This is a genomic window from Streptomyces sp. NL15-2K, assembly GCF_030551255.1.
Classification (GTDB): Bacteria; Actinomycetota; Actinomycetes; order Streptomycetales; family Streptomycetaceae; genus Streptomyces.
This window is the reverse complement of the sequence record NZ_CP130630.1, coordinates 8,471,420-8,485,218: the sequence shown is the minus strand read 5'-3', so window position 1 is coordinate 8,485,218 and position 13,799 is coordinate 8,471,420. Positions and strand designations below refer to the sequence as shown.

Annotated in this window: 9 protein-coding genes; 3 read left to right on the top strand and 6 right to left on the bottom strand. The window is 70.0% G+C overall.

The features are described 5' to 3' along the window. Positions 1-110 precede the first annotated feature (110 nt). The 3 genes from Q4V64_RS38165 (at position 111) to Q4V64_RS38155 (ending at position 4,899) form a co-directional block, all read left to right on the top strand. Positions 111-1,118, top strand: a complete 1,008-nt coding sequence (locus Q4V64_RS38165) for a LacI family DNA-binding transcriptional regulator (protein ID WP_124438868.1) — start codon at positions 111-113, stop codon at positions 1,116-1,118. A 293-nt stretch (positions 1,119-1,411) separates the two neighbouring features. Beyond that, the gene (locus Q4V64_RS38160) at positions 1,412-3,472 is read left to right on the top strand and encodes a glycoside hydrolase family 31 protein (protein WP_124438869.1); all 2,061 of its coding nucleotides are present in this window, start codon (positions 1,412-1,414) and stop codon (positions 3,470-3,472) included. Between the two features lie 359 nt (positions 3,473-3,831). Next, positions 3,832-4,899: an AI-2E family transporter gene (locus Q4V64_RS38155; RefSeq protein WP_124439094.1), complete on the top strand. Its 1,068-nt coding sequence runs from the start codon at positions 3,832-3,834 to the stop codon at positions 4,897-4,899. Here the strand turns inward: Q4V64_RS38155 and Q4V64_RS38150 are convergent. From Q4V64_RS38150 to Q4V64_RS38125, 6 genes are all read right to left on the bottom strand, one after another. Then, positions 4,874-6,814: a rhamnogalacturonan lyase gene (locus tag Q4V64_RS38150; protein ID WP_172629099.1), complete on the bottom strand. Its 1,941-nt coding sequence runs from the start codon at positions 6,812-6,814 to the stop codon at positions 4,874-4,876. The two genes, Q4V64_RS38155 and Q4V64_RS38150, sit on opposite strands and share 26 nt — an antisense overlap. A gap of 166 nt (positions 6,815-6,980) precedes the next feature. Further along, positions 6,981-9,449 (bottom strand): CBM35 domain-containing protein, encoded by a 2,469-nt coding sequence (locus Q4V64_RS38145; protein WP_124438870.1) that lies wholly within the window; start codon positions 9,447-9,449, stop codon positions 6,981-6,983. 82 nt (positions 9,450-9,531) lie between these two features. Continuing rightward, positions 9,532-10,362, bottom strand: a complete 831-nt coding sequence (locus Q4V64_RS38140) for a carbohydrate ABC transporter permease (RefSeq protein WP_124438871.1) — start codon at positions 10,360-10,362, stop codon at positions 9,532-9,534. Beyond that, positions 10,359-11,282 carry a sugar ABC transporter permease gene (locus Q4V64_RS38135; RefSeq protein ID WP_124438872.1) on the bottom strand — a complete coding sequence of 308 codons (924 nt, stop codon included), beginning with the start codon at positions 11,280-11,282 and terminating at the stop codon, positions 10,359-10,361. The genes Q4V64_RS38140 and Q4V64_RS38135 overlap by 4 nt, the downstream gene beginning before the upstream one ends. Positions 11,283-11,306: 24 nt before the next feature. Beyond that, a complete protein-coding gene (locus tag Q4V64_RS38130; RefSeq protein WP_124438873.1) occupies positions 11,307-12,638 on the bottom strand; it encodes an extracellular solute-binding protein in 1,332 nt (443 codons plus the stop codon). Positions 12,639-12,702: 64 nt separating this feature from the next. After that, positions 12,703-13,737, bottom strand: a complete 1,035-nt coding sequence (locus Q4V64_RS38125) for a LacI family DNA-binding transcriptional regulator (RefSeq protein ID WP_172629100.1) — start codon at positions 13,735-13,737, stop codon at positions 12,703-12,705. Between the last annotated feature and the right edge of the window lie 62 nt (positions 13,738-13,799).

Below are 13,799 nucleotides of genomic sequence, written 5' to 3'. Positions count from 1 at the left end.
TCGACAACCTATGGACACCCACCCCCGGTGGAGCTACTGTCGAACCACCCTCACCCGCCCTTATTCGCAACGCGCACTGTCGAAGCGCTTCACAAAGCTTGGAGAGCTGGATGGTCACCCTCGCCGAGGTCGCCCAGCACGCCGGAGTCTCGGCGAGCACGGTGAGCTATGTCCTCAGCGGCAAGCGGTCCATCTCCGCGACCACCCGGCAGCGGGTCCAGCAGAGCATCCGCGAACTCGGCTACCACCCGAACGCGGGTGCCCGCGCCCTGGCCAGCAGCAAGTCGAACATCATCGCGCTGATGATCCCGCTGCGCACCGACATGTACGTGCCGGTGATGATGGAGATCGCCATCGCGGTGGCCACCCGGGCCCGCACCCACGGCTACGACGTCCTGCTGCTCACCGGCGAGGAGGGTCCCGACGCCGTGCGCCGCGTCACCGGCAGCGGGCTCGCCGACGCGATGATCCTGATGGACGTCGAACTCGACGACGAGCGGCTGCCGCTGCTGCGCGGCACCGACCAGCCGTCCGTGCTGATCGGGCTGCCCGCCGACACCACCGGCCTGACCTGCGTCGATCTCGACTTCAGGGCGACGGGTGCGCTGTGCGTCGAGCACCTGGCGATGCTCGGACACCGTGACATCGCTGTCATCGGCGAGGCCCCCGCGGTGTACGAGCGGCACACCGGCTTCGCCGAGCGCACCCTCGACGGACTCCGCTCCCGCGCGCAGGAGTTGGGCGTACGGCTGCTGCACCGGCCGTGCGAGGGCGGGTACGACGCGATGGCCGTGACCCTCGCCCGCATCCTCGACGAGCGCCCCGGCACCACCGGGTTCGTCGTCCAGAACGAGTCGGCGGTCGAACCGCTGCTCGCCCTGCTGCGCCAGCAGGGCCGCGCCATCCCCGAGGACGTGTCGGTGGTCGCCATATGCCCCGACCAGGTCGCCACCCAGGCCTCGGTACGGCTGACGTCCGTGGCCATCCCCGCCCAGGAGATGGGCCGGCACGCCATGGAGCGCCTGGTCGCCAAGCTCGACGGCCGGGGCACCGACGAAGTGGTGCTGATCGCACCGGAGTTGACGGTACGGGCTAGCACGGGGCCGGCGCCGGCCTGACGCCCGCCGACACCGTGCATCCGCCCCTGCGGGGGCATCCGATGTCTGCGCCCCCTTCTCCAAGGAGAACCCCACTTGAACCCTCCCCCCGTTGGAACAGGGGGATTCCTGACTCACTCCGCTCGGCCGCTCAGCGAACGACCGAGTCTTACGCGATCAACGCCAGCCGGGTTGGAACCAGCCCGGTTGCCCCGAAAGACAAGGAGGTTGCGCGTGCTTGATTCTCGCTACGCACGCTGCGTAGCTTACCCGATCATCTGGGTGACGGTCTGCGGCATCGTCGGAGGTCGCCAGTGAACCAGCCTGCCGAAACCCAGACCCCGACCGGCGCGGTCAGCCTCGCGCAGTCGTCACCCACCGTCGGCACCTTCCGTGAGCGGGACGGTGCGCTGGAGTGGAGCGGCCGCCAGGAGACCGTACGCATCGAGCCGTGGGGGCCCGACGCGGTCCGGGTCCGGGCCCGGCTCGGCGGTCCGATGCTCGAGGGGCTGCCGGGCGCGCTGCTGGACGAAGCGCCCGCCACCGAGAGCACCGTCAAGATCGAGGACGGGCAGGGGTCGTTGACCGTCGGCTCGCTGACCGTCGAGGTCAGCGCCGAGGGACTGATCCGCTTCCTGCGGACCGACGACTCCACCGAGCTGCTGGCCGAGGAGCGCGCCCACTTCTGGTGGCCCGGCTCGCGTCTCTACACCGCCGTCGGCAACGGCTACCACCGCCTGGAGCAGCGCTTCGCCGCCTACGACGACGAGAAGCTGTTCGGCCTCGGCCAGCACCAGCACGGGCGCCTCGACCAGAAGGGCCTGGTCCTGGACCTGGTCCAGCGCAACGCCGAGGTCGGCATCCCGGTGCTGACCTCCAGCCGCGGCTACACGCTGCTGTGGAACAACCCGGCGATCGGCCGCGTGGAGCTGGCCGGCAACGGCACGCGCTGGGTGGCGGACTCGGCCCGGCAGATCGACTACTGGATCACCGCGGGCGCCCCGGCCGACGCGCAGCGCCACTACAGCGCGGTGACCGGCCGTACGCCGATGATGCCTCAGTGGGCGGCGGGTTTCTGGCAGTGCAAGCTGCGCTATCGCACGCAGGACGAACTCCTCGCCGTGGCACGGGAGTACAAGCGGCGCGGCCTGCCCATCGACGTCATCGTCTGCGACTTCTTCCACTGGACGCACCTGGGCGAGTGGAAGTTCGACCTGAAGGAGTGGCCCGACCCGGCGGCGCTGGTCCGCGAACTGGACGAGATGGGCATCAAGTTGGTGGTCAGCGTCTGGCCGTCGGTGTCCCCGCTGAGCGAGAACCACCCGGTCATGGAGCAGCGCGGCTACTTCATCGGCACCCAGTACGGCCCGATGGCGCACGCCGACTGGCCGGACAAGGAGGTCGCCTCCACCGTCCAGGTCGCCTTCTACGACGCCACCAACCCCGAGGCGCGTGACTTCGTGTGGTCGCGGGTGAAGGAGAACTATCTGGAGACGTACGGCATCACGGCCTTCTGGCTGGACGCCTGCGAGCCGGAGCTGAAGCCGGGCTTCGCGGAGAACCTGCGCTACTGGGCGGGCCCGGGCCTGGAGGTCGGCAACCTCTACCCGACCGAGAACGCCCGCACCTTCTACGAGGGCCTGCGCGCCTCCGGCGAGGACGAGATCATCACCCTCAACCGCTCGGCGTGGGCGGGCAGTCAGCGCTACGGCGCCGCCCTGTGGTCCGGCGACATCGGCACCGACTTCCCGACCCTGCGCCGCCAGATCGCGGCCGGCCTGAACACCTCGTTGTCCGGCATCCCGTGGTGGAACACGGACATCGGCGGCTTCCACGGCGGCGACCCGGACGACCCGGCCTACCGCGAGGTCATGGTCCGCTGGTTCCAGTTCGGCGCCCTTTCCCCGCTGATGCGCCTGCACGGCTTCCGTGACCCGGGCATGCCGCTCGGTCCGGAGATGACCGGCGGCCCGAACGAGGTGTGGTCGTACGGCGAGGAGGCCGGGGCGATCCTGGAGCAGTACCTGCGGCTGCGCGAGCGCCTGAAGCCGTATGTACTGCGGGTGATGCGCGAGGCCCACGAGGAGGGCCTGCCGGTGATGCGCCCGCTGTTCCTGGAGTTCCCCGAGGACCAGGCGACCTGGTCGGTGGACGACGCCTACCTCTTCGGCGGGGACCTGCTCGTCGCGCCGGTGCTCACGGCGGGCGCCACGGCCCGCACGACGTACCTCCCGGCGGGCGCGGCCTGGACGGACGCGTGGACCGGTGAGACGTACGAGGGCGGTACGACCGTCACGGTCGACGCCCCGCTGGACCGCATCCCGCTGTTCCTGCGGGACGGGGCGAGCCTTCCGATCCTCCCGGCCGCCGAGTAGCGGCGGCGGCCGGGGAGCGGGCGGGGTGCGGTCGGGGAGCGGGCGGGGTGCGGTCGGGGAGCGGGCGGGGTGCGGTCGGCCTTCGAGGGAGGGGCCGACCGCACCGCGCCGTAAGGCCCCATGGGGCCCAGGTCTACGCTGTGGCCCCTCGGCCACGCGTGATCTTCGGGAGTGCACACAACATGAACAGCCGTACGGGAGCACCGCGCAGAGGGTCTCGCGACAGACGACCGGGCCGTCGGGTCCGACCGGTACACAGACCGCGTACGACGATACGCACCGCCGGCGCCCCCGTGGCCCGGCCGGAGGCAGCCGGCATCCCGCGCGGCTTCCTCCCCGAACCCGCCCGGCAGGTCGCCGTGTGGAGTGCGCTCACGCTTCTCGTCACCGGTGTCGTCTCGGTGGGCGTGTGGCTGTGCATCACCTTCCAGACCGCCGTCACTCCGGTGCTGCTCGCGCTGCTCGGCACCGCGCTGCTCGGCCCGTTCTACCGGCGGCTGGTCGCGATGAAGTTCAACAAGTCCCTTGCGGCCGGGCTGACCTGTGCCGCCGTCATCCTGGTCGTGGGCGGCGCCGCCTACATCGTGGTGACCGCCCTGATCGACACGGGCGACCAGATCATCTCCTCGCTGCGGAACGCGGCGCAGTCGCTCAGCGACGAGTTCGGCGTGGCCGGGACCTCCCTGGACGACCTCGCCAAGAACGCCAAGGACCTGCTGTCCAAGTTCGGCGGCACCGCGGCCTCCGGGGTGCTCAGCGGAGTCGGCGTCGTCACCGAGTTCATCGCCACGGCCATTCTGGCGATGCTGCTGATGTTCTTCTTCCTGCGCGACGGCGACCGGGCGATCGCCTCGCTGCACTCGTTCGCGCCGCGCGGCACCGGGGAGACCCTTGAGGTCATGGCCCGGCGCGCCTTCCAGGCGATCGAGGGCTTCATGCGCGGGACGACGATCATCGCCTTCATCGACGGCGTCTGCATCGCCGTCGGCCTGCTGATCCTCCAGGTGCCGGGCGCCGTGGGCCTGGGGGCGCTGGTGTTCGTCGGCGCGTACATCCCGTATCTGGGCGCCTTCCTCTCGGGTGCGGTGGCGATCCTGGTCGCGTTCGCGGACCGGGGCCTGGCCACGGCACTGTGGGCGCTCGGGGTGGTTCTCGCGGTGCAGGTCCTCGAAGGGAACGTGCTCCAGCCGATGATCCAGAGCCGGACGGTGCAGATGCACCCGGCGGCGATCCTGCTGGCGCTCACGGCGGGCGCTTCGATCGCCGGGATCCTCGGCATGCTGCTGTCGGTGCCGCTCACCGCGGCGGCGTTCGGCGTGCTGTCGGAGCTGAGGGCACGGTACGGGGAGGGGGCGGGCGACGCGGCCGCCCCGTCCGGGGCGGCCGCTGTTTCAGTCCCTGCTATTTCGTCCCGAGGTAGTAGCTGACCTGCGGCGGCTGGTTGTAGCCGACGTTCTGCCAGGCGATGCCGAGCCGGTAGACCGGGTCGTGCATCAGGGTCGGCAGCCGGTACTCGGTGGGGTGCGGGGTGGTGTAGAGGCGCAGGGCCGTGGAGTCGGCGTTGCGCCAGATCATCTCCTCGCGCCAGTCGCCCAGCAGATCGGCGGAGAGCGCCGGGTTGCCCTTGGTCCAGTTGTTGGACTTGGCGTCCTGGTCGAGCCAGATGCGGGTGAGGTCGGTGGAGCCGTTGTACTTCAGGATCTGGCCGTAGCCGACGCCGGCGCTGCCCGACCAGCGGTGGTCGAGCAGTTCCCGGTTGGCGTCGCCGTCCCACCAGATCGCCGAGTTGTACGACGCTCCGCCGCCGAAGGCCGGCACGCTGTCACTGATCTTCGTGCCGTTCGCGGCGTAGAGGCCTCCCCCGCTGGACCAGCACTCGGCGCCGGCGTGGTCGCGGGTGAGGTCGGCGCACAGGCCGCGGCCGACGTCCGTGCCGGTGCGCTGTCCCCACAGGACCTGGCCGGTGCGGGCGTCGTGCATCTCGTAGCCGTACGCGGAGTTCGTGTGCTCGTGGACGTTGAAGGCCTCGAGGCCCGGGCGGGCCGGGTTGAGGTCCCCGACGTGCAGGGCGTCTCCGTGGCCCAGCTTGGTGGTCCACAGGCCGCTGCCGTTGTCGTCGACGGCCATGGCCCCGTAAATGATCTCGTCCCTGCCGTCCGCGTCGACGTCGGCGACCGCGAGGTTGTGGTTGCCCTGCTGGTTGTAGCCCTTGCCCTGGTTCGTCGAGGAGTTGGTGTCGAACTTCCAGGTGCGGGTGAGGTCGGTGCCGTTCCAGGTGTAGGCGGCCAGCGCGACGCGCTCGTAGATGCCCCGGCTGAACACCATGCTGGGCGTGGACCCGTTGAGGTACGCGGTGGCCGACAGCAGCCGTCCCTCGCGGTTGCCCCAGGTGTCGCCCCAGTCGGAGACCGAGCCGCGGGCGGGCTCGAAGGGGACGGAGTCCATGACGCGGCCGGTCTGGCCGTTGAAGATCGACAGGTACTCCGGGCCGCTGATCACCGCGCAGTTGTCGGCGAGGTGGGAGGCGCTCCCGTTGCCGATGACGGTGCCCGCGGAGTCCCGGGAGCCGTCGGAGGTGCGGACGGCCATCTCCGCCTTGCCGTCGCCGTTGTAGTCGTAGACCTGGAACGAGTCGTAGTGCGAGCCGCTGCGCACGTTCGTGCCGAGGTTGACCCGCCACAGCCGGGTGCCGTTCAGCTCGTAGGCGTCGAACACGGTCGGGCCGGTGCAGGTGCCGGAGTTGGCGACGTCGGTGGCGTTGGACGGCACCCACTTGAGGACCAGTTCGTACTGCCCGTCGCCGTCGAGGTCGCCGACGCTCGCGTCGTTGGCGGAGTAGGTGTAGGCCACGCCGTCGCGGGTGGTGCCGCCCGGGGGCTTCTGGAGGGGGATGTCGCGGCGCCCGCCGGCCCAGACCGAGGCCGTGCCGCCTTTCACCTCGGTGCCGTTCACGACGGCCCGGATCTCGTACGTCGAACTCGAACCGCCGCCGGTGTCGAGGTGGTTGGTCTTGGCGGTCTCCTGGATGAGAGTGCCGCCTCGGTAGAGCCGGAACGTCACGCCCTCCGGGTCGTCGCCGAGCATGCGCCAGGTGACGAGAACACCTCCGGTGGCGGGAACCGCGACCAGGCCGCGGTCCAGCTTCTCGGCGACGCGGGCGGCGGCCAGCGCCGTGGCGGCCTTGTTCGTCGGTTGCGGGATCTGCGGTGCGGCGGCGCCGGCGGAGTGTTGCAGCGTGAGCATGCCGCCGGTGCCGACGAGGAGCGCGGCGAGCGTTCCGGCGAGGAGCGTGCCGGGGTGCCGAAGACGGCGACGGTGGGGGGTGCGGCTCGGTCTGGTCATCGGGGCCTCGTCCGTCGGGAACGGTTTGTTCCGCAGTTGCCGCGGGGCGGGGGAAGGTTGCCGGGTCGGCGGGAGGTCGACCGGGCCTGACGGCACGGGCCGGCCCCGCTGATGCGCGGAGCCGGCCCATGGGCGGGTGGTCCTGGGTCTTTCCGGCGGACAGGACCTAGCCGACGACCCGGCCCAGTTCGATCCGGTCGATGTTCGGCGCCCATGCGCTCGCGTTGCCGAACGTCACCTTGTTGGAGCCCTTCTTCAGCTCGACCGGGACGCCCAGCGTCCAGTAGTCGTCCCAGCTCCAGGTGTTCTTGAAGGTGACCTTCCGCGCCGCGCCGGTGCCGACCGTGACGTCCGCCGTACGGGACATGATGTCCGTGTTGTAGGCGTGGCCGTTGTCGCGCCGGTCGTTGTGCGCGTAGTGGACGACCAGCACGTAGCGGCCGGACTTCGGCGCGTCCACCGTGAACTCGGCGGTGCTGGAGGCGCTGTTGCCGAGCCAGCCGATGTAGGAACCGGCGGAGGCGTACGGGGAGTCGACGAGCTTGGCACCGCCCGCGAGGGTGGCCGCCGCGCCCTCGTAGGAGAGCGTGCCGTCCGTCGAGCCGTCACCGGAGACGTCGAGGGAGCGGACGGAGGCGTACGGGGCGGTCATCGCGACGCGGTTGTTGCCCGCCACGAGGTACAGCCGCAGGGCCTGGCCGGGCGCCGCCGTCACCGTCTCCCCGTGCAGGGCCAGCTTCACCGCCGCCGAGGCACGCGGCACCACCGTGTAGTAGCCGTCGCGCGGGGCGTAGACGTCGAAGACCGCCTTGTCGCCGGAGCGCAGGACGAGGGCACCCGTGCCCACCCCGGCCGACGAGGAGTAGTCGTACGACGGCTTCCCGCCGATGTCCGCCAGCGTGGCCTCGTAGGAGGCGGACGGCGCGCCGCTGCGGGCCGTGAGGTCGACGCGGTCGAGGGTGACCTCGGCGGCGCCCTTGGCCAGGGTCAGCTTGTGGGTGCCGGCCGACAGCCGCACGCCGACGTCCTTCTTGGCGCGGTAGGTCCAGTTCTCGGTGGAGGGGTAGGTGACCGTGACCGGGGCGGCGCCGTCGATCGACAGCTTCTGTGTGGCCGGGGTGCCGGACTGGTTGCCGTAGAGGATCGCCAGGTCGTACGTCCCGTCGCGCGGCACCGTCACCGTGAAGTCGACCTTGCTGGAGTCGGTGTTGAGCGAGCCGACGTCCTTCGTGCCGGAGGCCGCGTAGCCGTTGGCGTTGCTGACCGTGCCCTGGGTGTAGACCTGGCCGCCGGTGATGGCGGCGTCCTCGGCCTCGTAGGAGGAGGTCCAGGGGATGGAGGCGGCGGTCGGGGTGCCGGAGCCGCCGGGGGTGAGGACGACGCGGTACGCCGCCATCTTGTGCATGCCGCGCAGCGGGACGGTCACCGTGCCGTCGGCCGCCACGTTCACCTTCGTCCGGGTGAGGACGCGCGGTGTGGCGTGCCGGCCTTCGTAGCCGGACCAGGCGGCCTCGGCGACGGTCGCGGTGACCGTGCGGCCGAAGACGGACCGGGAGACGTTCTGTACGACCACGTCGGAGTCGCCGGCCGAGCCGCCGAGCAGGACCTGGGCCTGGCGGCGGGAGGTGTCGAGGGAGGCGAGTCCCTGGAGGGTGTCGATGGTGTTGGCCTGCGGCGGGCTCACCTTGACGGTGTTGCCGGTCAGCCCCGCGTACCAGCGGAAGAACCACCAGCCGCCGTTGGGGATGTTGGACCGGACGACGTTGCCGTCCATGTTGCCGGCCGCGTCCCAGTAGGCCTGGTTGGCGTACACCTTGTTCCGCTCGAACATCGAGACCCACTGCACGAGCTGCCCGGGGACGGACAGGTCGCGGCGGTTGGCGTACTCGTCGATGTTGATCTTCAGGGGTGCTATGCCCAGCTCGCGCTCGATCGAACGGTAGTTGTCGTAGTGGCCCTGGAAGTCGCGCAGGGAGCCGGAGCCCAGCTCGTGCCAGGTCATCACCTGGGGCATGACGTTCTCGCGCTTGGCGAAGGCGAGGAAGTCGGTCAGCAGGCGCGTGTGGTAGCTGGATTCGTTCGGGCCCGCGATCCGCGCGTCGGGGTCGATCGCGCGGATGCGCTGGTACACCGTCTTCCAGTCCTTGAAGAACCGGTCGCGGTTCTTCTCGTACTGCGCCTGGTCGGAGGTGCCGAGGTTGTACCAGATCTGGTCGGGCTCGTTGAACGGGATGTAGACGAAACGGTCGCTGTTCGGGTCCGCCGACACCTCCTTGGTGATCTTGTCGACCTTGGGGAGGTAGTCGTCGATGCCGAGGTCCTCGTAGGGCCACTTGGCGTAGATGTCCTGCATCATCACGTTGATCTCGCCGCCGCCGTTGCGGAAGAACGACTTGGATACGGTGAGCGCGTCGCCGTTGGGGTGCTGGGCGCCGCCCTCCGGCTTCTGCGAGATGCTGGTGATCTTCAGGGGCTCCAGGGCGGCGTCGCTGGGCACCCCGTCGTCGCTGAGCCCGTACAGCGCACCGTTGGCGCCGCGCATCACCGGGCCCTCGGAGGCGGCGAGGTCGACGCTGAGGCGCTGCGGGTCGGCGGCAGCCGCCGCGGAACCCGTGGCGGGGAGGGTGCCTGCCATGACGGCCGCTCCGAGTACGGCTGTGAGCAGGGCTGTTCTGGCTCTCGTGCGGGTGGGGGCGATCACGCTGCTGGACCTCCGGTCATTTGACGGCTCCACTGGTGATTCCGGACACGATCTTTCGCTGGCCGACGAGGAACACGGCGACCATGGGCAGGCTCATCACCACGACGTACGCGAAGACGAGATGCCAGTTGTTGAGGTAGAGCTGGGCGCTGGCGACCTGGTAGAGGTTCAGCGGGAGGGTGGCCCGCTGGCCGCCGCCGAGGACGAAGAACGCGTAGAAGACATCGCTCCAGGCGTAGAGCATCACCATGATCGTCGCGGTGGCGATCACCGGCCTGAGCAGCGGAAGGACGATCCTGAGGAAGATCCGGGACGGCTTCGCCCCGTCGATCCGCGCCGCCTCCTCCAGTTCGACGGGGATGGCGCGGATGAAGCCGGTCATGAAGAAGATCGACGTCGACAGGTACATGCCGGTGTAGACGGCGATCATGCCGGGCCGGGTGTTCGCGAGCCCCAGCTGCCGGAGCTCCATCACGATGGTGATGACGGCCGGTGGCAGCAGCAGTCCGCTGACGCACAGCGCGTACGCGGCCGAGACCAGCTTGGACTTGCGGCGGGCGAAGACCCAGGCGGCGCCCGCCCCGAGGATCAGGACGAGGGCCACCGAAGGCACCACGACCAGCAGCGAGTTGAAGAAGCCGCGCAGCATCTCGCCCTGGCTGACGGCGTCCTGGTAGTTGCTGCCGGGCTGCCAGTGCCGCGGCAGGTCCAGGTTCGGCTTGATGGCCTCCGCCTGCGGTTTGGCGGAGGTGACGGCGACGAGCCACAGGGGTACGCCGACGGCGAGCCCCGCGATCAACAGGACGAGGGCCGGGCGGCCGTACCGCCAGGCGACGGACGGGTTCACAGCATCTGCTCCCTTCGCCGCAGTCCGATGACGAGCGGGATCGCGATGGCGACCACGACCAGGAAGAGGACGAGGCTCATGGTGGAGGCCTGGGCGTACAGGCCCTGTCCGAAGATCCGGAACATGTAGATGTTGAAGACCTCCGTGGAGGCCGCGGGGCCGCCGCCCGTGGTGGCCTGCACGATGTCGAAGGTGTTCATCGAGCCGATCAGCGCGGTGGTGACGTTGAAGGTGACGGCCGGCGCGAGCATCGGCCAGCGCACCGACCAGAAGGTCCGCCAGGGTCCCGCGCCGTCGCACTTGGCGGCCTCCAGCATCTCGCCGGGGATGCCCTTGAGCCCGGCCAGGTAGATCAGCATGGCCAGGCCCATCCACTTCCAGCCGTGGATGAGGGTGACCAGGACCAGCGTCCAGGTGGTCGAGCCCAGCCACGGGATGTCCGTGCCGAGGACGGAGTTGACGGCTCCGTCCTGGTCGAGGAGGGCCTGGAAGACATAACCGGTGGCGAGCGCCGAGATGAGCACCGGCAGGAAGAAGACGGCACGGAAGAACCGGTTGAAGCGGGTGTCGTCCTCCAGCAGCAGCGCGAGCACGAGCCCGAAGCCGTTCTGGAACAGCGCCGCCAGCAGCGCGTACACCAGGGTCGTGCGGATCGCCCGCACCAGCGAGCCGTCGTCGGCGATGGTCTTGAAGTTGTCCAGGCCGGTGAAGGCGATGTCCGCGTGGTACGAGGACCAGTTGGTGAACGGGTAGTAGAAGTTGAGCAGGTTCGGCACCAGGAAGAAGCCCGCGAAGACGGCGATCGCGGGCAGCGCGAACCACCAGGGGTGGTGCACGGCGGCGCGCGGTATCCGTCCCACTTTCCTAGCCGCACCGGTTGCCGGTTTCTGCTTACGCGTACGTATGGCCGTGTCCGCCATCGGAAGTCCCCGCTGCCGTAGGTGCTAGAAACCGGGCGCGCCCTGGGCCTTGGCCACCTGCGCGAACTGGTCCTGGATCGCCTGGGCGACCTGCTGCGGACTCTTCTTGCCGTAGATCATGTCGGCGAGGTAGAGGTGCGTGTCCGGGGCGACGATCGCCTTGGCCTGGAAGACCCCGATGGCCTTGGGCAGGGCCGCGACCTGGTCCTTGGACGTCTGCGGAAGCCCGTCGGGGGTGGGCACGGACGGCTGCACGGAGGGGATCTTCATCGCCTTGATGTAGTCGGCGTAGTCGGGGCCGAGCCAGAAGGCCATGAACTGCCGGGCCGCGTTCTGCCGCTTCTCGTCGCCGGTCTTGAAGGCGACGACGCCGTTGGTCTGGTCGGGCGAGTACAGGCCGGTCGCGGAGGAGTTGGCGATCGGGAACCAGCCGATCTTCTTGTCGATCTCGGCGGTGGAGTACTTGGCCTGGAGCTGGCTCTGGAATGAGGTGACGTTGAGGACCATGCCGGCCTCGCCCTTCCACAGCGCGTCGGCCTGCCCGGTGAAGGTGCCCGTCTTGTAGTTCTTCTGGGCGAGGCCGGCGTCGAGCAGCTTCTCCTTGTACTTCTTGATGGCGCCGACGACGACCGGGTCGGTCCACTTCTTCTTGTTCGCGTTCAGGTCGGCCCACCACTGCTTGTCCAGGTCGGTGAGCTGGACCTGCATCTGCCACTGCAGGGGCCACTTGTCGCCGCCGGCCTCGTAGAAGCCGGCCGCGTCGGTCTTGTCCGTGACGGTCCGGCCGAGCTGGAGGAGCTCGTCGTACGACTTCGGGAAGTTCTGCTCGGTGATCCCGGCCTGCTTGAAGACGTCCTTGTTGTAGTAGACGCCGAGCATGGCGGGGCTGGTGACGATCGCCGCGTACCGCTTGCCGTCGATGACGCCGAGCGAGCGCTCGGTGCCGCCGAGCTTGGAGACCCACTCCTCCCCGTCGAGGGTGAGGAGGTTCTGCTGCGGCTGGATGAAGGGCAGCGTGGAGATGGACGGCTGCCAGAACATCAGGTCGGGGCGGTCGCCGGAGGCCAGCTTGGTCGGCACGTTCGTCTCGTACAGGTCCGGGATCGCCTGGGTCTCGACCGTGGCGCCGGTGGCCTTCTTGAAGGCGTCGATGACCTGCTTGGGCGCGGTGACCGTGTTCTGCGCGGTCCACATGGTCAGCTTCACGCCGTCGAGGCGGGCGGTGGGGTCGACGGCCGTCTGCTTCGCGTCCGTACCCGAATCGCCGGAGTCCGAGGCCGTGGGGTCGCTGCACGCGGTGGCGGCCAGGCCGAGGGCGCATATCAGCGCCAGGGCGGGGAGAGCTCTTGTCTTCATCACGTGCCTTTCAAGAACGAGCGGTTCAGGGGCAGGACTCGCATCAGCTGTGCTCGTGGGGTGTTCACCGGGAGGGCGGCGGCCCCGAGCTCTCCCGCACCACCAGCTCCGGTACGGAGACGGGGTGCGGGGCGATCTGCGCGGACTCCTCCAGGACGCCGTGCAGCAGGGCGAACGCGGCCCGTCCGAGGCCGGTGAAGTCCAGACGTACGGTCGTCAGCGACGGGGTCAGATAGGCGGAGTGCGGGGCGTCGTCGAACCCGGCCACGCTGACCTCGCCGGGGACGGACCGGCCGGTCTCGTGCAGGGCGCGCAGCACGCCGAGCGCGAGGTCGTCGTTGCCGCACAGGATCGCGGTGACGGCCGGGTCCCGCGCCAGCTTCAGGCCGGCCGCGTGGCCGCCGGCCGGGCCCCAACTGCCCTGTACGGGACGGGGTTCGGGTGCTCCCGCCTCCTTGAGCGCCTGCCGCCAGCCGGTGGTGCGGGCGCTGGTGCGGCGGGTGCTGGACGGTATGGCGACGTAGTGCACGGTCCGGTGGCCGAGGGCGAGCAGATGGCGGGTCGCCTCGTAGGCGGCCTCGCGGTCGTCGGTCCACACCCAGGGGCGACCCGGGGCGGGTGGGCTCGCGGGGGTCTCGACGACGCCGACGACCGGCAGTTCGGCGGGGACGGCGCCCAGGGCCCGTACACCGGCCGGATCGTAGGCGATCACGATCAGCCCGCCGCCCGCGTCCGCGGCCCGCTGCACCTCGGCGGCGACCGCGGCCTCGTCGGCCGATTCGAGGACGCCGATCCCGACCGCGTAGGACTCGGCGCGGGCGGCCTCCTCGATGCCCTGGAGGATGGAGGCGTAGCCGTAGTGGGTGGTGTTGGCGGTGAGGACGGTCACGGCCCTGCTGCGCCCGCTGGCCAGGGCGAGCGCGGTGGCGTTGCGGCGGAAGCCCAGCTCGTCGATGGCCGCGAGCACCCGTTCCCGGGTGGACGGCTTGACGCTGGGATGGCCGTTGATCACCCGGGAGACGGTCTGGTACGAGACCCCGGCCGCGGTCGCTACATCCCTGATGCTCGCCGGGCGCCTTGTGTGACCGGTCACATTCATGCCAGGATTGTGACCGGTCACAATGCGGTCGTCAAGAGACCGTAACGAGGGATTCACGAGGG

Bases quoted from the DNA above. Each gene is read 5' to 3' on its own strand.
- Q4V64_RS38165 (WP_124438868.1), top strand. From the start codon at position 111: ATGGTCACCCTCGCCGAGGTCGCCCAGCACGCCGGAGTCTCGGCGAGC.
- Q4V64_RS38150 (WP_172629099.1), bottom strand. From the start codon at position 6,814: ATGACCAGACCGAGCCGCACCCCCCACCGTCGCCGTCTTCGGCACCCC.
- Q4V64_RS38145 (WP_124438870.1), bottom strand. From the start codon at position 9,449: ATGGCAGGCACCCTCCCCGCCACGGGTTCCGCGGCGGCTGCCGCCGAC.
- Q4V64_RS38135 (WP_124438872.1), bottom strand. From the start codon at position 11,282: ATGGCGGACACGGCCATACGTACGCGTAAGCAGAAACCGGCAACCGGT.
- Q4V64_RS38130 (WP_124438873.1), bottom strand. From the start codon at position 12,638: ATGAAGACAAGAGCTCTCCCCGCCCTGGCGCTGATATGCGCCCTCGGC.
- Q4V64_RS38125 (WP_172629100.1), bottom strand. From the start codon at position 13,737: ATGAATGTGACCGGTCACACAAGGCGCCCGGCGAGCATCAGGGATGTA.